Annotated in this window: 22 protein-coding genes; 11 read left to right on the plus strand and 11 right to left on the minus strand. The window is 64.1% G+C overall.

Annotated features, from left to right (window positions below):
- Positions 1-2: 2 nt before the first annotated feature.
- A complete protein-coding gene (locus tag AC0L3B_RS13440) occupies positions 3-1,229 on the plus strand; it encodes a cyclic nucleotide-gated ion channel (RefSeq protein ID WP_473332438.1) in 1,227 nt (408 codons plus the stop codon).
- A gap of 4 nt (positions 1,230-1,233) precedes the next feature.
- Here AC0L3B_RS13440 and AC0L3B_RS13445 read toward each other — a convergent pair whose 3' ends face one another.
- Positions 1,234-1,728 carry a DUF3455 domain-containing protein gene (locus AC0L3B_RS13445; RefSeq protein WP_473332439.1) on the minus strand — a complete coding sequence of 165 codons (495 nt, stop codon included), beginning with the start codon at positions 1,726-1,728 and terminating at the stop codon, positions 1,234-1,236.
- A gap of 98 nt (positions 1,729-1,826) precedes the next feature.
- Entirely contained in the window at positions 1,827-3,041 is a 1,215-nt protein-coding gene (locus AC0L3B_RS13450; RefSeq protein WP_018456365.1) for an NADP-dependent isocitrate dehydrogenase, read from the minus strand.
- A gap of 358 nt (positions 3,042-3,399) precedes the next feature.
- Here AC0L3B_RS13450 and AC0L3B_RS13455 point away from each other — a divergent pair, with 358 nt between their 5' ends.
- Together AC0L3B_RS13455 and AC0L3B_RS13460 are read left to right on the plus strand one after the other, a co-directional pair.
- Complete coding sequence (locus AC0L3B_RS13455) at positions 3,400-4,581, plus strand: TrmJ/YjtD family RNA methyltransferase (protein ID WP_473380511.1); 1,182 nt, start codon at positions 3,400-3,402, stop codon at positions 4,579-4,581.
- Between the two features lie 116 nt (positions 4,582-4,697).
- A complete protein-coding gene (locus AC0L3B_RS13460) occupies positions 4,698-6,377 on the plus strand; it encodes a tetratricopeptide repeat protein (RefSeq protein WP_473380512.1) in 1,680 nt (559 codons plus the stop codon).
- 99 nt (positions 6,378-6,476) lie between these two features.
- Here the strand turns inward: AC0L3B_RS13460 and AC0L3B_RS13465 are convergent, their stop codons facing one another.
- Genes AC0L3B_RS13465 through mddA form a run of 4 tightly spaced genes read right to left on the minus strand, consistent with a single transcriptional unit; the run spans position 6,477 to position 9,730 of the window.
- On the minus strand, positions 6,477-7,226 hold the full coding sequence (locus AC0L3B_RS13465; RefSeq protein ID WP_368507646.1) for a PaaI family thioesterase: 750 nt from the start codon (positions 7,224-7,226) through the stop codon (positions 6,477-6,479).
- A 28-nt stretch (positions 7,227-7,254) separates the two neighbouring features.
- Positions 7,255-8,232, minus strand: a complete 978-nt coding sequence (locus tag AC0L3B_RS13470) for an NADPH:quinone oxidoreductase family protein (protein WP_473332443.1) — start codon at positions 8,230-8,232, stop codon at positions 7,255-7,257.
- Complete coding sequence (locus tag AC0L3B_RS13475; RefSeq protein ID WP_018455517.1) at positions 8,229-8,879, minus strand: helix-turn-helix transcriptional regulator; 651 nt, start codon at positions 8,877-8,879, stop codon at positions 8,229-8,231. Before AC0L3B_RS13475 ends, AC0L3B_RS13470 begins: the two co-directional genes overlap by 4 nt.
- A gap of 47 nt (positions 8,880-8,926) precedes the next feature.
- A complete protein-coding gene (gene mddA / locus AC0L3B_RS13480) occupies positions 8,927-9,730 on the minus strand; it encodes a methanethiol S-methyltransferase (RefSeq protein ID WP_473332445.1) in 804 nt (267 codons plus the stop codon).
- Between the two features lie 148 nt (positions 9,731-9,878).
- Between mddA and AC0L3B_RS13485 the strand changes: the two genes are divergently transcribed.
- Entirely contained in the window at positions 9,879-11,423 is a 1,545-nt protein-coding gene (locus tag AC0L3B_RS13485) for a bifunctional AfsR/SARP family transcriptional regulator/alpha/beta hydrolase (RefSeq protein WP_085349365.1), read from the plus strand.
- 138 nt (positions 11,424-11,561) lie between these two features.
- Positions 11,562-12,050, plus strand: coding sequence for a cyanase (gene cynS / locus AC0L3B_RS13490; RefSeq protein ID WP_018455520.1), 489 nt, complete (start codon positions 11,562-11,564; stop codon positions 12,048-12,050).
- Between the two features lie 55 nt (positions 12,051-12,105).
- Here the strand turns inward: cynS and AC0L3B_RS13495 are convergent, their stop codons facing one another.
- Entirely contained in the window at positions 12,106-12,429 is a 324-nt protein-coding gene (locus tag AC0L3B_RS13495) for a DUF1476 domain-containing protein (protein ID WP_018455521.1), read from the minus strand.
- 310 nt (positions 12,430-12,739) lie between these two features.
- On the opposite strand from AC0L3B_RS13495, the gene purC reads away from it, so the two are divergent.
- Entirely contained in the window at positions 12,740-13,507 is a 768-nt protein-coding gene (gene purC / locus AC0L3B_RS13500; RefSeq protein WP_008974302.1) for a phosphoribosylaminoimidazolesuccinocarboxamide synthase, read from the plus strand.
- 12 nt (positions 13,508-13,519) lie between these two features.
- On the plus strand, positions 13,520-13,762 hold the full coding sequence (purS, locus tag AC0L3B_RS13505) for a phosphoribosylformylglycinamidine synthase subunit PurS (RefSeq protein ID WP_026232966.1): 243 nt from the start codon (positions 13,520-13,522) through the stop codon (positions 13,760-13,762).
- Between the two features lie 10 nt (positions 13,763-13,772).
- Here purS and AC0L3B_RS13510 read toward each other — a convergent pair whose 3' ends face one another.
- Positions 13,773-14,789 (minus strand): magnesium and cobalt transport protein CorA, encoded by a 1,017-nt coding sequence (locus tag AC0L3B_RS13510; protein ID WP_018455523.1) that lies wholly within the window; start codon positions 14,787-14,789, stop codon positions 13,773-13,775.
- 163 nt (positions 14,790-14,952) lie between these two features.
- Here AC0L3B_RS13510 and purQ point away from each other — a divergent pair, with 163 nt between their 5' ends.
- Together purQ and AC0L3B_RS13520 are read left to right on the plus strand one after the other, a co-directional pair.
- Positions 14,953-15,654 carry a phosphoribosylformylglycinamidine synthase subunit PurQ gene (gene purQ / locus AC0L3B_RS13515; protein WP_247368158.1) on the plus strand — a complete coding sequence of 234 codons (702 nt, stop codon included), beginning with the start codon at positions 14,953-14,955 and terminating at the stop codon, positions 15,652-15,654.
- Positions 15,651-16,622 carry a tripartite tricarboxylate transporter substrate binding protein BugD gene (locus AC0L3B_RS13520; protein WP_473380513.1) on the plus strand — a complete coding sequence of 324 codons (972 nt, stop codon included), beginning with the start codon at positions 15,651-15,653 and terminating at the stop codon, positions 16,620-16,622. Before purQ ends, AC0L3B_RS13520 begins: the two co-directional genes overlap by 4 nt.
- A gap of 44 nt (positions 16,623-16,666) precedes the next feature.
- Here the strand turns inward: AC0L3B_RS13520 and AC0L3B_RS13525 are convergent, their stop codons facing one another.
- Positions 16,667-17,065, minus strand: coding sequence for a RidA family protein (locus tag AC0L3B_RS13525; protein WP_018455526.1), 399 nt, complete (start codon positions 17,063-17,065; stop codon positions 16,667-16,669).
- Between the two features lie 154 nt (positions 17,066-17,219).
- Between AC0L3B_RS13525 and AC0L3B_RS13530 the strand changes: the two genes are divergently transcribed.
- The gene (locus AC0L3B_RS13530) at positions 17,220-17,816 is read left to right on the plus strand and encodes a TetR/AcrR family transcriptional regulator (protein ID WP_473332449.1); all 597 of its coding nucleotides are present in this window, start codon (positions 17,220-17,222) and stop codon (positions 17,814-17,816) included.
- Between the two features lie 31 nt (positions 17,817-17,847).
- Here AC0L3B_RS13530 and AC0L3B_RS13535 read toward each other — a convergent pair whose 3' ends face one another.
- On the minus strand, positions 17,848-18,804 hold the full coding sequence (locus tag AC0L3B_RS13535) for a DMT family transporter (protein WP_026232967.1): 957 nt from the start codon (positions 18,802-18,804) through the stop codon (positions 17,848-17,850).
- A 75-nt stretch (positions 18,805-18,879) separates the two neighbouring features.
- Positions 18,880-19,359 carry a PaaI family thioesterase gene (locus AC0L3B_RS13540; protein WP_085384292.1) on the minus strand — a complete coding sequence of 160 codons (480 nt, stop codon included), beginning with the start codon at positions 19,357-19,359 and terminating at the stop codon, positions 18,880-18,882.
- A gap of 183 nt (positions 19,360-19,542) precedes the next feature.
- Between AC0L3B_RS13540 and purL the strand changes: the two genes are divergently transcribed.
- Positions 19,543-21,753: a phosphoribosylformylglycinamidine synthase subunit PurL gene (gene purL / locus AC0L3B_RS13545; RefSeq protein ID WP_247297271.1), complete on the plus strand. Its 2,211-nt coding sequence runs from the start codon at positions 19,543-19,545 to the stop codon at positions 21,751-21,753.
- Positions 21,754-21,850 lie beyond the last annotated feature (97 nt).

Here is a 21,850-nt window from a genome sequence, read left to right on the forward strand (position 1 = left end):
AGGTGCGCCCCGTTCCGCGAGGAATTGGGCTCCGCGATCCCAATCTGAGGGATCGCCTCTACGAATTGCTGGAGCATGATCCGCTGGCCTACTCGGTCGGGTCCCGCTTCATCCAGCTGATCATCGCCGTCATCGTGCTCGACGTGATCGCGATGATGCTTGCCTCGGTGCCGGAGCTGGACGCGCAATTCAGCGCGCTGTTTTCGGCGATCACCATCCTGTCCGTGATCGTGTTCGCGCTGGAATATGCGGCGCGGCTGTGGACGGTGGCGGGCCATACCCAGCGCGCAGCGTCCGCGCTGTCCGACCGGCTCAGCTATGTCTTCTCCGCACTCGGCATCATCGATCTGCTCGCGTTCCTGCCGGCCGCGGTCGTGCTGGCCACGGGCCGGCATGCAACGCTGGCAGCGCTCGGCGTGCTGCCGTTCTTCAAGCTGGTGCGCTACTCGCCGGCGATGCGGTCGCTGCTCGCGGCCGTGCACGCGGAGCGGCGGGCGCTGATCGGCTGCATCGTCATCCTGATCGGCGCGGTGCTGACGTTTGCCTCGCTGCTCTATGCCATCGAGCGCGACGTGCAGCCGGACAAGCTCGGAACCATTCCGCAGGCGATGTGGTGGGCGATCGTGACGCTTGGCACCGTCGGTTACGGCGACGTCGTGCCGGTGACGGCGCTCGGAAAGTTCATCTCCGTCTTCACCATCATCAGCGGCTTTGCCATGATCGCGCTGCCGGTCGCGATCATCTCGACGGCGTTTGCGGAAGAGGTGAAGCGGCGCGACTTCGTGGTCACCTGGGGTATGCTGGCGCGGGTGCCGCTGTTCTCGCATCTCAGCGCATCCGAGATCGCCGACATCATGCGGCTGCTGCGGGCGCGCACGATCGAGGAGGGCGAGATCCTGGTGCGGCGGGGCGATGCGGCTTCGTCGATGTATTTCATCACCGCCGGCGAGGTCGAGATCGCGCTGCCGAACCAGCAGGTGCGGCTCGCGGATGGCACGTTCTTCGGCGAGATCGCGCTGCTGCATAAGACAAAACGCAGCGGCACGGTGACGGCGACACGCAAGACCCGGCTGCTGGTGCTCGACGCCCAGGACTTTCACGCCCTGATCGAACGCATGCCGACGCTGGCCGCGCACGTCCACAAGACCGCAAAGGCGCGACTGGAGGGCAGCGGTGACCTTGCGGTGGCGGAGCTGGCGCAGGCGGAGCGCGACGGCACCGACCGCTGAGCGCTCAGCCCTTCTTCAGGAAGACGTAGTCGGCTGAATAGGGCGCGCTCTTGAAGTCGCCGGCCTTGTCGCACGCGCCGTCGAGCTTGCCGCCATGGGTGTTGATGCGCTGAACCGTGGTAACGGGCGTGAGGACGCCGCTGCCGCGGTGGGCGGTCACTTCCAGCTTCAGCCAGGGAATGTCGGCGGCGGTGGTACCCGGCGCATTGCCGGCGGCCTTGGCGGCCACGGCGCTGCCGTCGGCATGCTCCCAGTTCGGTCCGGCATAGTGCCGGCCGATCGTCTTGCCCTCGGACAGCAGCGTCGCGATCGGTTCACGAAAAGCCCAGGCGAGCTTGCCGTCGGTGCCGGCCTTGCATTCATAGACCTGCGCGCCCTCGGCGTGGACGCTGAGCACGATGCTCTCGCCGGGCGCGGCGATGGCGTCGGGAAGCGGGTCGGCGGCCACAGCCGGTCCAGCGAGCAGCAACAGGCAGGGGACGGCAAGCTTGATCGACATGGTCGCATCTCCGCGCAAAGGTCCAAATAAGCGAACGGGCCGCGTTTGCGACGCGGCCCGTGATGATGTCCGTCCCAGTCGGGCGAAATGCGGACGGCTTACGCCGCCAGCGCCTTGCCGAGGTTCTCGGCGACCTTGTCGAGGAAGCCGGTGGTCGAGAGCCAGCGCTGGTCGGCGCCAACCAGGAGCGCGAGGTCCTTGGTCATGTAGCCTTCCTCGACGGTGTCGACGCAGACCTTCTCCAGGGTGTTGGCGAACTTGGCGAGCTCGGCATTGTTGTCGAGCTTGGCGCGGTGCGACAGGCCGCGGGTCCAGGCGAAGATCGACGCGATCGAGTTGGTCGAGGTCTCCTTGCCCTTCTGGTGCTCGCGATAGTGGCGGGTGACCGTGCCGTGGGCAGCTTCGGCTTCTACCGTCTTGCCGTCGGGGGTGAGGAGAACCGAGGTCATCAGGCCGAGCGAGCCGTAGCCCTGCGCCACCGTGTCGGACTGCACGTCGCCGTCGTAGTTCTTGCAGGCCCAGACATAACCGCCGGACCATTTCAGCGCGGAGGCGACCATGTCGTCGATCAGGCGGTGCTCGTAGGTCAGGCCCTTGGCGTCGAATTCCTTCTTGAACTCGCGCTCGTAGATGTCCTGGAAGATGTCCTTGAACCGACCGTCATAGACCTTCATGATCGTGTTCTTGGTCGAGAGATAGACCGGGTAGTTACGCAGCAGGCCGTAATTCAACGATGCGCGGGCGAAGTCGATGATGGAATCGTCGAGATTGTACATCTGCATCGCGACGCCGGCGCCCGGGGTCTTGAACACTTCCTTCTCGATGACGGTGCCGTCCTCGCCGACGAACTTCATCGTCAGCGTACCCTTGCCCGGGAACTTGATGTCGGTGGCGCGATACTGGTCGCCATAGGCGTGGCGGCCGATGATGATCGGCTTGGTCCAGCCGGGAACCAGGCGCGGCACGTTCTTGCAGATGATCGGCTCGCGGAAGATCACGCCGCCGAGGATGTTGCGGATGGTGCCGTTCGGCGACTTCCACATCTGCTTGAGGTTGAACTCCTTCACCCGCGCTTCGTCCGGGGTGATGGTGGCGCACTTGACGCCCACGCCAACCTTCTTGATCGCCTCGGCGGCGTCGATCGTGACCTGATCGTTGGTGTGGTCGCGGTACTCCATTCCCAGGTCGAAATATTGCAGCTCGACATCCAGGAACGGGTTGATCAGCTTGTCCTTGATGTACTGCCAGATGATCCGGGTCATCTCGTCGCCATCGAGTTCGACGACGGGGTTGGACACCTTGATTTTTGCCATGATCGGGGAAGCCTCTTGGGAACGGCGCTTGTGGCGCGCCACGGGAATATCCGCCGCCTCTTAGCACCTGATAGCAGCGGGCGAAAGCCAAGGGATTATGCACTTTTAGCTCATCCAGCCTCCGCAGATGGGGGGCGGGAGGAGCCCTGCCGCGGGGGCCGGGCAGAGGGTTCAGGCAAGATTCAAAAGTCGAATCCAACCCGTTATTTCCCTTGAGAATTTCGTCAGGACAGGCAAACGACAGGCGAACGGGCAGCCGGCCCGAGAGCAGGTCGAGACCAGGTCAGGACCGGCCTTGAATCAGTTCATGAAGAGCGCCTGTCCAAGACCTTGAGAACCAGTGTGAAAGCGAAGCGAGATGTCCGGGACTGACAAGAGCAAAGCGGGCCTTTCCCTCGACGGTCCCATCGTGATCCTGGTCGAGCCGCAGCTTGGCGAAAACATCGGCATGGCCGCGCGCGCCATGGGCAACTTCGCGCTGAGCCGATTGCGCATCGTCAACCCTCGCGACGGCTGGCCCAACATCGCCGCCCAGCGCGCCGCGGCCGGGGCCGACTATATTCTGGACAAGGTCGAATTGTTCGACACGGTCGGTGAGGCCGTCGCCGACCTGGACCTGCTGTTCGCCACCACCGCGCGCCCCCATGACCAAGCCAAGCCGGTGGTGGGGCCGGAAGCCGCAGCTAGCGAGATTTCCGGGCACGTCGCCGCCGGCGGCAAGGCCGGTATCCTGTTCGGCCGGGAGCGCTGGGGCCTGACCAATGAGGAGGTCGGGCTCGCCAACCGCATCATTACCTTCCCGGTCAATCCGGGCTTTGCCTCGCTCAACCTCGCCCAAGCGGTGCTGCTGGTCGGCTACGAATGGTTCAAGCGGGCGACCTCCGGCGAGCTGCCGCACGCCATGCCGGAGCGCTCTGAGCGCGCCTCGCAGCACCAGATGCAGGCCTTCTTCGACAATTTGATCCGCGAACTCGACCGGGTCGAATTTCTGCGCCCGGCCGAGAAGCGCGACACCATGCTGGTGAACCTGCGCAACATCTTCAGCCGGATGGAGCCGACCAAACAGGACATGCACACCCTCCATGGGGTCGTGATGGCGATCGCGGAAGGGCGCAAGGGCCCGGCCAAAGGCGGCGTGCTCGACGGCGAGCAGGCAACGCGGCTGCGTGCGCTTTTGGCCGAGCACGGTCAGGGCGGCGGCGTCCCCGACAGCGGCTCCAGCGTGCGCGGCCTCGCCCGTCTGCTCCGCCGCAACCCAACCGATGCCGAGCGGCTGCTTTGGCAGGCCCTCACACGCGACCGCCGCTTCGCAGGCCAGTTCAAGCGCCAGACTCCTGTGGGGCGGCATATCCCGGACTTCGTCTCGTTCCCGCAACGGATCGCGATCGAACTGGTGAACACGGGCGAGAATGAGACGATCGTCGCGGATCGCGCGTCGCGGCGGGCGTGGCTCGAGGCGCGCGATTATCGCGTGATCGAGATGCGGGCTGCGGACGTGGAGCGGGATCTCGAGGCGGAGCTGGTACGGTTGCAGGGATGATGGCGGAAACAACATAACTTTGGGCACGCCGCCGGTTTGCGAGCGCCGCAACCGAGGGCTGTGCAAGAGCATGACCGGTTGCTAATGTCGTCCCCGGGAATTGAGTTGGGGACTGCATGTTCGGAATGACAGGCCGCGCGCTCGTTTGTGCGGCAGCAGGCGTAAGCGCGTTGGCGTTGGCGACCTTGCTCGAAATATCGGGCGCTCGTGCGGAAATGGCCTTGAGCCAAGTGCAACGCGGCGGCAATTTCAGTGTCGATGACCGCATTGCGGGCTGCACCGCCATGATCGAGGCAGCGACCGGTATGCAGCCAGCTGTGATCATGGCGCATTTCCGCCGCGCCATGTTCTACCGCCAGAAGGGCGAGATCGACTTTGCGATCGCGGACTACAATCAGATCATCGAGCGCGATCCGGGCAATCTGAACGCCCGTATCGCGAGGGCGTCTGCGTTTATTCAAAAGCGACAGCCCGAGGCCGCGCTGTCAAATTACGCCAAGGCAATCGAGCTCGATCCGAAGAGTACCTACGCATATATCGGACGTGCTCACGTCTATTCGGCGAGACGAGACTTCGTCCGCGCCATCGCCGACTATGATCAGGCTCTCCTGATCCATCCGGACAATGTCATAGCGTATGTCGAGCGAGGCCTTGCTTACATTAGCAAGGGGGATCCGGATCGGGCCATGGCCGACTGTGATCGAGCGGTCGAGATCAGCCCCCAAACCGGCGGCGGCCAACTGTGCCGGGGTCGGGTTTACTTCGCCAAGGGCAATAGAGAACGTGCATTGGCCGAACTCGATCAAACCACGCCGATCAGGCCAACGAAGGAGAATTTCTACTACTTCCGAGCCGAGTCCTTCTCTCAGCTGGGCGAACTCGACCGCGCTATCGCCGACTACGACCGGGTCATCGAGCTGAATCCACAAAGCCGGACTGCCTACGGCTGCCGCGGTGTCGTCTATGCTCAAAAGGGCGACTATGATCGCGCCATCGCCGATTACGACCAGGTGATCCGGCTGCTACATCAGGATCAAGGGATCTCGGGTGGTCGGCAGACGCGGATTCAAGGTCAGGACGGTGACCCCATTTCCACGTCCGTCGCGGGTGAATCAATTGCACTCGCTTCAGGGGACGGCCCTGTGCTCCGCGCTCGCGGGGTAGCCTACTACGCGAAAGGCGATCTTGACCGCGCTATCGCAGATTACGATGAGGCGATTCGCCTAAATCCCAAGGACAAGGATGCAATATCGTCTCGCGGCAACGCGTACAGGGCCAAAGGAGACTTCGACCGCTCGCTTGCGGACTACGATCAACTTGTACGACTCGATGCCAGGGATGCGCGCGCCTACTTTCATCGTGCAAGGGTCTATTGGCAGAGCGCTTCTTTTGCAAAATCGTTGGCTGACCTCGATCAGTCAATCCAGCTCAATCCAAAGGATGCCTATCCGGTTTTATGGCGCGAAATCGTTGCAAAGCGCAGCGACCAACAGAGCCGGCTGAGCGAGGCTGCGAAGCAGCTGGACGCGACGAAATGGCCCGCGCCGATCGTCAATCTCTTTCTCGGCAAGATGGCGCCGGAGCAAGTGCTCAGCGCGGCGGACGACGCCGACCCGATGAAGAGAAAGTGGCAGTTCTGCGAGGCAAATTTCTATATTGCCGAGCGCGCACTGCAGGGCGGCTCCAAGGAAGAGGCGCTTAGGCTGTTGGATCAGGCGGCGGCCGATTGCCCGAAGACCTTCATCGAGAAGCAGGCGGCCGACGTTGAGCTCCTTTCGCTGCGAGCGAGCCGCTGACCTCGATCAGGCTTCCTAAGGCGGGCAAAGCGAAGCGTGCCACCATCTCACGTACCGAGACGGAAGTGCTGGGCATGGCGCTGCGCGCCTTCGGCCACCTTACGAAGGACGTCCGAGCTGCACTTCGCGCTGGACCGCAATCCATGTCGCTCGCGCCACCGCCAGCAATCTCCCGGCTTCATCGTGAAGCGCAGCTTCGGCCGCGCGTTTGCGGCCGTCGCGGCCGATGGGCCAGGCCGTGATGATGCAGCGTTCTCCCGGGCGCGGGCGGGCTTCGATCCGTGCTGACATTCGCCCCAGCAGCAGCGGTGCCTTGTCGAAGCCGCCGCTCTGTGGATCGCAATTGCAGGCAAAACCGGTGGGGCAGTCGAGCGCCGACCAGAGGAATTCCGGCGCGACGAGGCCGTCGTCGGCGGCGAGATTCTGATCCGGCGTCCAGCTCGCCGCGAGAACGGCGTTGTGACCACGGAGCGAGCCGGCAAAAATGCGCAAGCCGTCGCCTTTCGCCCTTGCCGGACCGCACACGAAACATGTCGGCAATGGATGCTCGTGCGGCTTGACCGGCGTCAGCAATTCGGCGGCGCAGGCGTCCTCGAAGCTGGCTGTCTCCAGTCGCGAAAGCTCCACGCTTGCCGGCTGCCCGGTCGCGACGATCTTGTTGCCGTCGCGAAGCTCCCATGTGCCGTCGTCGGTTGCGACCGCATCGAGCGGAGTGTCCAGCGCCGGCGGCGCGCGCAGCGTTATCTCCGCGGCGCCGGGAATGTGGCGGGCGAGCCGGCCGCAGACATAGCCGCCGTTGCCGGAGTTCGGAGGACCGCAAAAGCGTTTGTCGATGATGATCTGTGTCATCGGTTTTGTTCTCTCTTTCCGGCTCACCTTACCTGATCTTGAGGACAATTCGCCCCTGAGCCGTTCGGTTGGCCACGGCGCGCATGGCTTCTCCGGCCTCCTCCAAACGAAGGACGCGATCGATGTGCGGACGGATTTTTCCCTCGGCCAGCAATTGCATCAGCGTGGCGTTCATACGCGCGGCATCAGCTGAGAATTTCTCCGCCCAGGCGCCGACGAAGACGCCGAGGATGGAATAGTTCTTCAGCAGCGGAAGGTTCATCGGGAGCTGTGGAATTTCGCCGCTGGTGAAGCCGATCGGCATCAGCCGTCCGCCCCATTTCATCGACCGGGCCATCTGCTCGAATATCGCGCCGCCGACATTGTCGAAGCCGATGTCGATCCCTTCGCCACCGGTGATCGCCTTGATCCGGTCGCGCAGATTCTCTGTGCGATAGTTGATGACCTCGCTGGCACCGTAGGCGCGCACCAGGTTCGCCTTGTCATCGGAGCCGATACCGGCGACGACGCGCAGGCCCAGGTGGCGGCCAAGGTCGACCGCGGCAAGGCCAACTCCGCCGGCCGCACCGGTGACGAACAGCGTTTCGTCGCGCTGCGCCCGGGCCCGCTCGACCAGCGCATAATAGGCCGTGCCGTAATTGTGCAGCACCGTCGCCGCGGCTTCGAATGCGACGCCATCCGGCAGTCGCACGGTTTTCGATTCCTTCGCTATCATCCGTTCGGCGTAGCCGCCGGTCCAGGCGCTGCACGCCACGCGGTCGCCAGGCGCGAATCCCGTGACCTTGTCGCCGACCGCGACGACGACACCGGATGCTTCCGTGCCGGGCACGAAGGGCGTCGGCGGCCGCATCTGATAGAGACCCGAGACCACCAATTGGTCCATGAAACTGACCGAGGCCGCATGGACGGCGATCAGAATCTCGTCGCCGGACGGCTTCGGCTCGTCGATTTCACTAAGGCGCAAATCGCCGGGTCCGGTGAATGAGCTGCATAGAATTGCTCTCATCGTGTCGCTCCAACGGATTGTCTGCATTCGGCAGGTTTGCGTAACGGCGTCGCATATCCCGCGACAAGCTTGACGAAATCTGCCTGTCGCGCTGCACCGGTCTTTTCAAACAGGCGCCGGACATGCGTCTTGATCGTCGTATTGGCGACGCCGAGTGCCGCCGCCACTTCGGGAACGCCGCCGAGTTCGACGATCGCGAGCATCACACGCAGTTCGGCTGGCGTCAGTTTGAACGCGTTACGGAGAGCTTCCGAACGAGGCAATATTGTCAGCGCCGCCTTGCGGACGAACAGTGCGGCAACCGCGCTGCAGGCGGCAGACGCATTGCGGCGCATGCCCGATGTGAGCGACAGGACATGGGCGACGTGGCGTTCTCCGTCCAGCCCGATCATCGAGATCGCGAGTCCGTTGATGCCATGCGCCTGGTCGCCGCGTCCCGCTGCCGCGAAGACTTGCCGCAACGTCTGGCTGACCGTGCTATCGCAGGCCATCAGAACCCCACGGAGCTCGAGGAGGACGTCGCTCGCATCGAGCATGGCCTGCCCGGCGGTATTGGCGTGAATCAGACGTCCGTCTGTGTCGACGAGAAATAGGCTGGCGTCGAGCCCATCGAGGGTATCAGCGAACACGGCGGCGTTTGCTGCCACCTGAACGGGCCCCCGCTCGACCGCAAATGCGCGGCATGGCACTGCGCTCATCGGGGTGCACCAGCGGAGCGAGGGGGCTGGCGCTCGTCCGCCGGGCGGCGCGTGAAGAGACGCGGCACCAGCATCGGAACGCGGTGGCGATATTGCTGATAGGTCATGCCGAACTCGGCGATCAGATCGCGCTCCTCGAACTGCAGGGCGATCAGGATGTAGGCCGTGTTCGCGAGCGCGAACAGCAGATGGCCGGCGGTCATCTCGGGCGTAGCCCAGAACGCGAGCAGGAAACCCAGCATGATTGGGTGCCGCACGATCTTGTAGAGCAGCGGCGTCCTGAAGGATTGACCTGGTATCTCGCTCCCGCGGAACGCAACGAAGGCCTGGCGGAGGCCGAACAGATCGAAATGATCGATCATGTGGGTCGAGGCGAACGCGATCAGCCAGCCGAGCCAATGCACGCCGATCAGCAACCAGGCCACCGTTCCGCTCGCCTCCCAGATGGGCGTCGGGATCGGACGCCACTGCCAGAACAGCAACAGCAGGACCAGGCTGGAGAGCAGCACATAGGTGCTGCGCTGGCAGGCGAGGGGAAGGAATTTGGCCGACCATCGTTTGAAGGCCGGCCGCGCCATCACGCTGTGCTGGATCGCAAACAGGCTCATCAGCAGCAGGTTGACGACGACGGCCACGCTCAGCTCCGTCGGGCTGCCGACATCGATCGACTTATCGATCGACATATCTATCGATTTGGGCACGACATAATTGCCGACGAAACCGAGCGCATAGAGAAATGAGACCGTGAAGATGACGTAGCTCACGATGGCGTAGAGCAGGATCAGGAGGCGCGAGATCATGTTTTTTCCTATTGTGCCTAATGCAGCCGTGCCGCATTCAGGAGCCTGAATTGCTCGCCCGCGAGCAGGCTCGATCTGCCCCGACTGCTATTGCCGGACCGTCCCCTGTGCGTCCCCCGGGGGCGTCGCAAGGGGAGGGAGGACTTTCATGACGGCTTTCTCGCTGGGGACATTCGGGTTCCCTGAGGTCCACGCCGACGGCCGCCCGATCAAGTTGGCCTTGCGCAAGGGCCTCGCGCTGCTGGTCTATCTCGCGGAGGCCAAGGGCGCTGTGGCCCGCGAAATCGTGGCGACGCTGCTGTGGCCTGAAACTGACCGCGAGACCGGCCTTGCGCGGTTGCGGCGGCTGCTTCACCGAATCGAGCTGACGCTCGGTCAGCAGGTGTTCGAGACCGACCGCACCAGTCTGCGATGGTCTCCGGCAGTCGCGCTGCAGGTCGATGCACATCTTTTCGAGAGCGCCTGCGATCGCGGTGACTTTGACGAAGCCTGCCAGATTTATCGCGGAGATTTCCTCGCAGGCTTCTCCCCGGAGGACTGTCCGGAATTCGACGATTGGGCGTTCTTCCGCCGCGAGGCGCTGCGGGGACGGCTGATGCACGCGCTGGAGCGTCTGGTGCAGGACAAGACCGCTGCCGGAGACTACTTCGCCGCGACCGCGCATGCGACCCGTCTGGCCGAGCTCGATCCTTTGAGCGAGGTCTATGGCCGGCATCTGATCCGCAGCCTGCTGCTGGCGGGCGACCGCAGCGCGGCAGAGCGGCACCATGCGGCACTGACGCGGCGGCTGCGTGACGAGCTTGGTGTTACGCCCGAAGCCGAGACCGCGGCGTTGATGAGTCCTGCGGCGGCACACCCCGTACCAGCGACGCGCTACGTCAAGGGCGCCGGTGTGCATCTGGCGTATCAGACCTATGGCAGCGGTCCGCTCGACATCCTGGTCATGCCCGGCTTCGTATCGCATGTGGAACGCGCCTGGGAGCATCCGGCGAGCCGAACCTTTCTGGCCTCACTGACGAAGCTGGGGCGTCTGATCGTGTTCGATCGTCGCGGGATCGGGTTGTCCGACCGGGTTGGGTCGGCGCCTGATATCGACGTCACCGCGGAGGATATCGGCACCGTGCTGCGCGCCGCGGATGCGCGCCGCGTCGTGCTGTTCGGCGCATCCGAGTGCGGGCCGGCCTGCATCAAATTCGCCGTCGACGAGCCGCGTCTCGTGGCCGGACTCATCCTGTTCGGTGCATTGGCCAAGGGCTGCTGGTCGCAGGACTATCCGCACGCGTTGCGCGCCAGCCAGTACGACGCCTGGAGCAAGCACCTCATCGCGCAATGGGGAGGTCCGGTGGGGATTGAGACCTTCGCACCCAGCCTTGCCGGCGATCCCCAGGCCCGCGCCTGGTGGGCGGGGCTATTGCGCGCGGCCTCCAGTCCCGGCGGCATCTCGGCCGTGCTCGAGGCGTTTCGCGACGCCGACGTGCGGCAGCTTTTGCCGCAAATTGCCATGCCGACATTGGTGTTGCATCGTCGGGACGACAAGGCCGTACGGATCGCGGCCGGCCGCGATGTGGCGAGCCGGATCAAAGGTGCGCAATTCGTCGAGCTCGACGGCAATGATCACTGGTTCTTCGCGGGCGATCAGCAGCCGGTGCTCGATGCGATCAGGGGATTTACGGAAGCATTGCCGAGGCGATGAGGCGAGGCACGTAAATCCGTAGCCCCGGTCATTGGCACGTTTCGTGCCTGCCAAAGTGGCACAAAAAAGCGTCGCGTCTATCCGCTGCCTCGAGGAAATGAGCCGGCGCGACATAGTCTTAGCCAAGGAGACCCTGACATGAAACGCGAAGACCTCACCGAGAAGCTGCTCGACATCAAGCGCGAGAAGGGCTGGAGCTGGAAATATATCTGCGAGAAGATCGGCGGCTATTCCGAGGTGCTGATAACAGGCGCGATCCTCGGCCAGATGAAACTGACGAAGCCGCAGGCGGCCAACGCCGGCGAACTGTTCGGCCTGTCGAAGGCGGAGACTGCCATGCTGAACGAGGTGCCGATGCGCGGCACCGGCACGCCGATGCCGCCGACCGACCCGCTGATCTACCGCTTCTACGAGATGGTGATGGTCAACGGCCCGGCCTGGAAGGCGCTGATCGAGGAGGAGTTCGGCGACGGCATCATGTCGGCGATCGACTTCGACATGGCGATCGAGCGCGTGGCGAATCCGAAGGGCGACCGCGTCAAGTTCACGATGAGCGGCAAATTCTTGCCGTACAAATATTACGGCGCCAGCGGCAACGTGCCGGAATATGGGTTCAAGGAGGGATAGCTGGTTGGCATTCCGGGGGCGCGTCGCAGACGTGGCCCCGGAATGATGCTTCGCCTTATTTCCCGGCCTTCACCTCGGCCGCCGCCACCGCGATCAGCTCGTTCATCTTGGCGCGAATCGCCTGTTCGGTGACGGCCACGTTCTTGGCGGCGAAATCGGCCATGACCTTGCGCAAGACGTCGGCGTCACCGGCTTCCTCGAAATCGGCCGCGACCACCTCCTTGGCATAGGCCGTGGCGGCATCACCCGTGATGCCGAGCTTTTCGGCCGCCCACAGCCCGAGCAGCCGGTTGCGGCGGGCTTCCGCCTTGAATTTCTGCTCCTCGTCGAGGGCAAACTTCTTCTCGAAGCCTTCCTCGCGCTTGTCCAACGTGCTCATGCCTTTTCCAATTCCCTGCTGACTGGACCCGGCTGGCCCTCGTTGCGAGAGCCCCGGTGCATGCCTAGATAGGGGGCAGGAATCGGCAAAACAACGAGCCGTTAAGCCGCAGGCAAGGCGGTATAAGTTTGATGCCGGACGGCCGGATCGATTGTGCTGGGACAGCCAATCGGATAGGTTGCCTCAGGCTGGGTTCCCGTTCTGTTTTCTAGGGGTTCCGGGCCGTTCACGGCAGCTCCGCTGTGGGTCGTAGTCTCGTCAACCGGAGCACACCAAATACATGGATTTCAACAAAACACGGTACATCCCCATGAGCCGTCGGCGTCGCATTTATGAAGGCAAGGCAAAGGTTCTTTACGAAGGCCCGGAGCCCGGTACCCTGATCCAGCACTTCAAGGATGACGCCACCGCGTTCAATGCGAAAAAGCATCAGGTGATCGAGGGCAAGGGTGTCCTCAACAACCGGATCTCGGAGTACCTGTTTCAGCACCTCAACGACATCGGGGTGCCGACCCATTTCATCCGCCGCCTCAATATGCGCGAGCAATTGATCCGCGAAGTCGAGATCGTGCCGCTGGAAGTGGTGGTGCGGAACGTTGCCGCCGGCTCGCTGTCGCAGCGCCTCGGCATCGAGGAGGGCACGCAGCTGCCCCGCTCGATCATCGAGTTCTACTACAAGAACGACCAGCTCAACGATCCCATGGTGTCGGAAGAGCACATCACCGCTTTCGGGTGGGCGACACCGCAGGAGATCGACGACATCATGGCACTTGCCATCCGTGTCAACGACTTCCTCACCGGTCTCTTCCTCGGCATCGGCATCCGCCTCGTCGACTTCAAGATGGAGTGCGGCCGGCTGTTCGAGAACGAGATGATGCGGATCATCGTCGCCGACGAGATCTCGCCGGATAGCTGCCGCCTGTGGGACATCAAGTCGAACGAGAAGCTCGACAAGGACCGTTTCCGCAGGGATCTCGGTGGGCTGCTCGAGGCCTATACCGAAGTCGCCAAGCGTCTTGGCATCCTCATGGAGAACGAGCGTCCGGCGGGCTCAGGCCCGGTGCTGGTGAAGAGCTAAGAGGGATCTGACGTGAAGGCACGTGTTACCGTGACGTTGAAAACGGGCATCCTCGATCCGCAGGGCAAGGCGATCGAGGGTGCGTTGAAGTCGCTCGGCGTCGACGGCGTCGCCAGCGTCCGGCAGGGCAAGGTGTTCGACATCGAGCTCGCGGGCACGGACAAGGCGAAGGCGGAGGCGGCGTTGAAGGATGCCGCCGACAAGCTGCTGGCGAATACCGTGATCGAGAACTACCGGGTCGAGCTGATCGGGTGAACGGGATGGCTCACAGCCATCCGACCCGACGAAAACGCCAATACAGCGCGCCGCACGCCGTCAGCATCACGCCGAGCAGCGTGTAATAGCCGTACTCCCAGTCCAGCTCCGGCATGTGCTTGAAGTTCATGCCGTAGATGCCGGCAAGCGCGGTCGGGATCGCGATGATCGCGAGCCAGGAGGCAAGTTTCTTGGAGACCGCCGTCTCCTGGGCCTGGCCGACCAGCAGGCTCGCTTCGAAGGCGAAGGCCAGCACCTCGCGCATGGAATCGATCCGCTCCTGGATGTTGCGGACGTGGTCGGTGACGTCGCGGAACAGCGGCTGCATCGTCGCGCGCACCATCGCAAGCTCGTCGTGCTCCAGACGGCGGCAGACCTCCACCAGCGGCCCGATCGCGGTCCTGAGCCGCAAGAGGTCGCGGCGCAGCATATAGAGCCGCTCGATCTGCGCCTTGCTGATCGCCTTGGAGAGCACGTCATCCTCGATGCTCTCGACCTCTTCGTGAATGCTCTCGAGCACGGGCGAGTAGTTGTCGACGATGAAATCGAGGATGGCGTAGAGGATGTAGTCCTCGCCGCGCGCGAGCGCTCGCGGGCAGCTTTCGCAACGTTCGCGCACCGGCGTGTAGGATGTCGACGCGCCGTGGCGCACCGAGACCAGATAGCCTTCGCCAACGAAGATGTGCGTCTCGCCGAAGGCGATCCGGCCCTCGATCAGTTGCGCGGTTCGCGCCACGATGAACAGGGCCTCGCCATATTGCTCGATCTTCGGTCTCTGATGGGCGTGGTTGGCGTCCTCGATGGCAAGCTCGTGCAGGTCGAACTGCTTCTGCACCGCGCTGAGCAGCGCCATGTCGGGCTCGTGCAGCCCGATCCAGACCACGTGGCCGGGCTTCGCCCGCCAGCTCGAGGCCTCGCTGATGGCAATATTGGCGACGCGCCGGCCGTCGACATAGGCACCGGCGGCGATCACGCCCTCGGTGGACACCGGCTCGGAGAGGGATGCGGGCAGCGAGGGGACATTCATGGCTTTAATCCCGGGCGAATCGATCGGCCGATGGCGGGCTATGGCCTGTGCACAACGCTCGCGGCCGAGGCTAGCACTGGTAAAATCCCCGTCAAATGGATATGTCTGCTCACGATTTGGCAGCCGTGCCAGCCCCATTCAATCTTCGTTCGGAACCTCTGCCATGAAAGCCGCCATCCTCGTCTTTCCCGGAATCAACCGCGAGCGCGACATGGCGCGTGCCTTGAGGCTGATCTCGGGCAGCGAGCCCGCGCTGGTGTGGCATGCCGAGACGTCGCTGCCTGATGGCACCGACCTCGTGGTGGTGCCCGGCGGGTTCTCCTATGGCGATTATCTGCGCTGCGGCGCGATTGCGGCGCGGGCGCCGGTGATGGACGCGGTGCGCGACTATGCGGCCAAGGGCGGCCTCGTGCTCGGCGTCTGCAACGGTTTTCAGATCCTCTGCGAGTCCGGCCTCTTGCCTGGCGTCCTGATGCGCAATGCGCGGCTGAAATTCATCTGCCACGACGTGCATCTGCGCGTGGAGCGCTCCGACACGCCATTCACGCGCGGCTACAATGCCGGGCAGGTGATCCGCGTGCCCATCGCGCATGGCGAGGGCAATTATGCGGCGGACGCGGAGACCATCAAGCGGCTCGAAGGCGAGGGTCGCGTCCTTTACCGCTATTGCTCGGCTGACGGCGCGATCGACGATATCAGCAACATCAACGGCGCCGCGCAATCCATCGCCGGCATCGTCAACGACAAGGGCAACGTGCTCGGCATGATGCCGCATCCGGAAAACCACGTCGAAGACATCATGGGCTGCACCGACGGTCGCGGCCTGTTCGCCGGCCTCACCGCGCATCTGGAAAAAGCCGCGTGATTGCGTTCGTGCTGAAGCGGCTGCCGGCCGCTGTCGCCGTCGTTGCGTTCGCGACGGCCGCGTTCGCACAGGATTTCCCCAAGCGTCCCGTCACCATGATCGTGCCGTTCGCGGCCGGCGGCACGTCCGACGTGATCGCGCGCACGGTTGCCGAGCAGATGGGCATCGCGCTCGGCCAGACCATCGTGATCGAGAATGTCGCCGGCGCCGGCGGCTCGACCGCACTGGCGCGCGCCTCCCGCGCCGAGCCTGACGGCTACACCATTGCGATCGGCAATGCCGGCACCAACGCTGCGACCTATACGATCTATCCAAAGCTGCCGTTCACGCCGGACTCCTTCGTGCCGATCGCCATGGTGGCGAAGACGTTCGGCATCATCGCCGTGCGCAACGATTTTCCGGCAAAGGACCTGAAAGAGCTCATCGCCTACGCCAAGGTCAATCCGGGCAAGATCAATCTCGGCCATGCCGGCGTCGGGTCCTCGAACTACCTGATCTGCAAGAGCTTCGTCACAGCCGCCGGGATCGACGCGACGCTGGTCGGCTATCGCGGCGCCGCCCCCGCGCTCACGGATGCGATCGGCGGCCAGATCGACGGCGTCTGCGATGCGGCAGCCTCCGTCTCGCAGTCGATCAACGAGAAGCTGGCGCGCGGGCTCGTGGTCGGCTCGACCGTGCGGCTCGCGACCCTGCCGGATCTGCCGACGTCGGCCGAAGCCGGCCTGCCCGAATTCGAGGCGCAGGGCTGGAACGGCCTGTTCGCGCCCAAGGGCACTCCGCCGGCGGTCATTGCCAAGCTGAATGCCGCCGCGCGTACGGCCGTGGAAACCGACGCGGTGAAGAAACGGTTCGCCGACCTCTCGACCGTTGTCCCCGATCCCGACGAGCACACGCCCGAGGTGCTGCAAAAGCTCGTGACGCGCGACGTCGAGAAGTACCGCAAGATGCTGGCCGACGACGCCAAGTAATAGCGCGAGGCTCCTGACGGTTGGCATCATCGCCACGAGAACGCTTACCCCGCAGCAGGAATGCGGGCGATCACCTTGATCTCGAAGTCGAACCCGGCAAGCCAATTCACTCCGACTGCCGTCCAGTTCGGATAGGGTGCCTCCCCGATCTCCGCAGCGCGAATTGCCATCACCTTCTCGATCTGCGTGGCCGGATCGGTATGGAACGTGGTGACGTCCACCACATCGTCCAGCGTGCATCCGGCCGCTGCGAGAACGGCACGCAGATTGGCAAACGCGCGTCGGACCTGGTCCTCAAACACCGGTTCGGGCGAGCCGTCCTCGCGACTTCCAACCTGCCCGGAGACGAAGAGCAGGTCGCCGGACCGGATCGCGGCCGAATAGCGGTGCGCTTCATAGAGGGCGTGGCGGCCGGCCGGGAAGATTGCGTCGCGCTTGGGCATGTCTGGATCCTTGATTGATGGAATGGCGGTCGCAGCTGTGGTGGGCAGGGCCTGCCACTGGATTTCCACGAGCTGTTCATATACGTAGCGTATGTGGAATATGGCTCACATACGGACCGTATGTCAATAGGGTCGGCAAATGGAGTTGGGAAGCATGGCGAAGGGCAAGCGCGCCGAGGCGATGGCGGAAAGTCGGGCCAAGCTCATCCGGGCCGCGCGCAGGGCGTTTGCCACACAGGGCTATGCAGCCGCGTCGATGGACGAGTTGACTGCTTCCGTCGGACTGACGCGGGGCGCGCTGTATCACAACTTCGAAGACAAGAAGGGGCTGCTCTGGGCCGTCGTTGAGCAGATCGACAGCGAAATGGCGGAACGGCTCCGCACGGCCCGCGAGCAAGCGCCGAGCTTGTGGCAAGGACTGCTTGCAGAGGGGACCGCCTATATCGAGATGGCGCTCGATCCTGAAATTCAGCGCGTCATGCTTCTGGATGGACCGGCCGTGCTCGGTGATCCATCCAAGTGGCCCGGCGAGAATGCCTGTCTTGAGATTACCATGCGAACCATTCGGTCGCTGATCGAACAGGGGATTGTGAAGCCCGTCGATGTCGAAGCGGCGGGACGCTTGCTGAACGGGGCTGCGCTGAGCGCAGCGCTGTGGGTCGCCGCAGCCGACGATCCGCCAGGCATCCTGACCAAGGCCGTTGACGCCTTCCAAGCGTTGGCGAGCGGATTGTTGCGCAAGCCGCATTGAGTGCCTCGTGCCGAACGGCGGAAGCAGCGGGTCACCGCAGCTTCAACCGCTCCGTCGGCACCGTCATCGCGGCGACGCCCGCCATGACCAGCACCAGTCCCAGCGCCAGGTTCGAGGGCACGCTCTCGCCGAGCAGCAGCACGGAGAGGCCGACGCCAATCGGGATACGCAAATAGCCTTGTGCGTTCGTCGTCAGCGTGCCGAGCCGTCCCAGGCACATGTAGAACAGCATCAGCCCCAGGGCGCTGGACACGATGCCCATGACAATGGTGGCTGTGATCGCGGTCGGCGTCGGGTGCAGCGTCCAGGGCTGGTCGACGATCAGCGAAGGCGGCAGCAGCACGAGGCCGCCGAACAGCAGCGAGCCGGCTGCCACCACCATCGGATCGTATTCGGACAGCCGCAGGCCGAAGATCGTGGCGCAGGCGAACGAGATGGTGGCGAGCAGGATGGCGATCTCGGCCACGATCTCGCTGCCGAAGCCGCGCAGCGCATCCAGGCCCACGATGACGATTGTGCCGGCGAGGCCGAGGAGCGCGCCCAAGAGCTTCAACAGCGTTGCCGGTTCGTGACGCGTGATCAGCGAGGTGATCAGGAAGGCGAAGATCGGCGTGGTCGAGGCCAGCACCACCGTGTTCGAAGCCGGCACATATTGCTGCGACCAGGTGATGATCAGGAACGGAAAGGTCGAGTTGATCAATTGCTGGGTGGCGAACAACTTCCACGCCTTGGCGTCGGTCGGGATCCTGACGCCGCGCATCCACAGGATCGCGAACAGGAAGGCGGCCGCGATCAGCGAGCGCGCCGAGATGAAGGTCACGGGCGGGATCGTATCCAGCGCGAGCTTCGCCAGCGGATAGGTTGAACTCCAGCAGCAGGCCAGCGCGAACAGCAGCGCATAGTCGCGCCAGTTGCGCGCGCCTGTGGCGGGCATGGACGGCAATTGCGAGACTGTGGCCCGCCCCGTCGGCGATGTGCTCTGCGGCACCTTGATGTTGCTCCCCGGCGCGACAGCGCTGGACACAAGTCTGGGCGAGGGGGCGCCAAAAGGGAAGGCGGCGAGCTATGCGTTTGGCTGCGGTGCCGGCTTCCGCTTCACCCGCTTGATCGTACCGGAGAAGGTGAAGAGAGGCCGCCCGCCCGATATCAGCTTGCCGCGCAGGAAGATCAGCGAGCCGCCGGCGCGGGAGACCTCGCCGACGCATTCGATCAACTCGCCTTCGCGCGCCGCGTCGAGGAAGTCGCAGGCGAAATTGGTGGTCACCGCCGGCCCATCCAGTTCGTGGGTGGCGATCGCGAACAGGCAATAGTCGGCAAACGCCATGAAGCAGCCGCCATGGACGTTTCCGGAGCCGTTGAGGTGCTTTTTCTCGACCCGGAACGCCGAGCGGACGCTGCCGTCGTCCTCGATCTTGTGCCAGAACGGGCCGATATGGCTCTCAAAACTGTCACGAATCCAGGTTCGCCAGCCCTGGAATTCCCCATCGGTCGCGACGTGGAGGTCGGGGCGGCGAGGCGGGGGCGCTTTGGTCAATTCATGCAAGGAAATGGGCCTTCAATTGCGGGTCTTTTGTCCTTAAATCCGATCTGTCCGCGCTGTGCAATTCCTGTTCCCGCAGCCCCCGGCCGCAAAACGTGGGACAGCGGGAAAATGCGCCATAAAGGGCTTTTCCAAGCCGTCCGATGTTCCTAAGAACGGCCAACCGCCGTCGAAAGCCCAAATTCCATGAAGAACGAACCCAAGATCACCCCCGAGCTGATTGCCGCCCACGGGCTCAAGCCCGACGAGTATGAGCGCATTCTCAAGCTGATCGGGCGGGAGCCGACCTTCACCGAGCTCGGCATCTTCTCGGCGATGTGGAACGAGCACTGCTCGTACAAATCCTCGCGCCTCCATCTGAAGGGCTTGCCGACCAAGGCGCCCTGGGTGATCCAGGGCCCGGGCGAGAATGCCGGTGTGATCGACATCGGCGACGGCCAGGCCGTGGTCTTCAAGATGGAGAGCCACAACCACCCGAGCTACATCGAGCCTTACCAGGGCGCGACCACCGGTGTCGGTGGCATCTTGCGCGACGTTTTCACCATGGGCGCGCGGCCGATCGCCTGCCTCAACGCGCTGAGCTTTGGCGCACCGGAGCATGCCAGGACGCGGCATCTCGTCTCCGGTGTCGTCGCTGGCGTCGGCGGCTACGGCAACTCGTTCGGCGTGCCGACGGTCGGCGGCCAGGTCCGTTTCCACACCCGCTATGACGGCAACATTCTCGTCAACGCGATGGCGGTCGGCCTCGCCGATACCGACAAGATCTTCTATGCCGCCGCCTCCGGCGTGAACATGCCGATCGTCTATCTCGGCTCCAAGACCGGCCGCGACGGCATCCACGGCGCCTCGATGGCCTCGGCCGAGTTCGACGACAAGTCCGAAGAGAAGCGTCCGACCGTGCAGGTCGGCGATCCCTTTGCCGAAAAGCTGCTGTTAGAGGCTTGTCTCGAGATCATGGAGAAGGGCTGCGTCATCGCGATCCAGGACATGGGCGCGGCGGGCCTGACCTGTTCGGCGGTGGAGATGGGCGCCAAGGGCGACCTCGGCGTCGATCTCGATCTCGACGCGGTGCCGACGCGCGAGCTCGGCATGAGCGCCTACGAGATGATGCTCTCGGAGAGCCAGGAGCGCATGCTCATGGTGCTCAAGCCCGAGAAGGAGAAAGAGGCCGAGGCGATCTTCAAGAAGTGGGGCCTCGATTTCGCCGTGGTCGGCTACACCACGCCGAGCAAGCGCTTCGTGGTCAAGCATGGCGGTGACGTCATGGCCGATTTGCCGATCAAGGAGCTCGGCGACGAGGCGCCGCTCTATGATCGCCCGCATGTCCCCTCCGCCGCGCTGCCGGTCGTGCATGCGCGCGAGGTGGCGGCGCCGATGGGTCTCGGTGCCGCGCTCGAAAAGCTGATCGGAACGCCCGATATGTGCAGCAAGCGCTGGGTCTGGGAGCAGTATGACCACGTCATTCTCGGCAACACCATGCAGCGTCCCGGCGGCGATGCCGCGGTTGTGCGCGTGCAGGACGGCCCGAAGGGCTTGGCGCTGACCGTCGACGTGACGCCGCGCTATTGCGAGGCCGATCCGTTTGAAGGCGGCAAGCAGGCGGTGGCGGAAGCCTGGCGCAACATCACCGCGGTTGGCGGCAAGCCGCTTGCGATCACCGACAATCTCAATTTCGGCAATCCTGAGCGGCCCGAGATCATGGGCCAGTTCGTCGGCTGCCTGAAGGGCATCTCGGAAGCCTGCCGTACGCTCGACTTCCCGGTCGTGTCCGGCAACGTCTCGCTCTACAACGAGACCAACGGCCGCGCGATCTTGCCGACGCCCTCGATCGGCGGCGTCGGCCTGCTCGATGATTTCACCAAGTCCGCGTCGCTCGCCTTCAAGGCCGAAGGCGAGGCGATCCTCCTGATCGGCGAGACTCATGGCTGGCTCGGCCAGTCCGTTTACCTGCGCGACATCTGCGGTCGCGAGGAGGGCGCGCCGCCGCCGGTCGACCTCGCGGCTGAGAAGCGCAACGGCGACTGCGTGCGCGGCATGATCCATGCGGGCACCGCGACCGCCGTGCACGATCTGTCCGACGGGGGCCTGCTGATTGCGCTGGCCGAGATGGCGATGGCGGGCGGCATCGGCGCCAAACTGCTCGCGGCGCCGACCTCCTTGGTGCCTCAGGCCTATTGGTTCGGCGAGGACCAGGCGCGCTATCTCGTCACCGTGCCTGAAACCGAGGCCGGCCGCGTGCTCGCCAAGATGCGCGGCTGCGAGGTGCCCTGCGTGCGGATCGGCACCACCGGCGGCGACGCGATCGCGATCGCGGGCGAGGCGCCTGTAACGATCGAGGCGCTGCGGACCTCGTTCGAGCGCTGGCTGCCGGAATATATGGGCGGGAAGGCAGCCTGAGGGGCTGAACCGGTAGCCCGGTTGAGCGAAGCGATATCCGGGTCTTTGTCGTGAGGTTTCCCGGATATCGCTACGCTCATCCGGGCTACGGGTATCG

The sequence above is a fragment of the Bradyrhizobium sp. Kon56 genome (assembly GCF_055807635.1).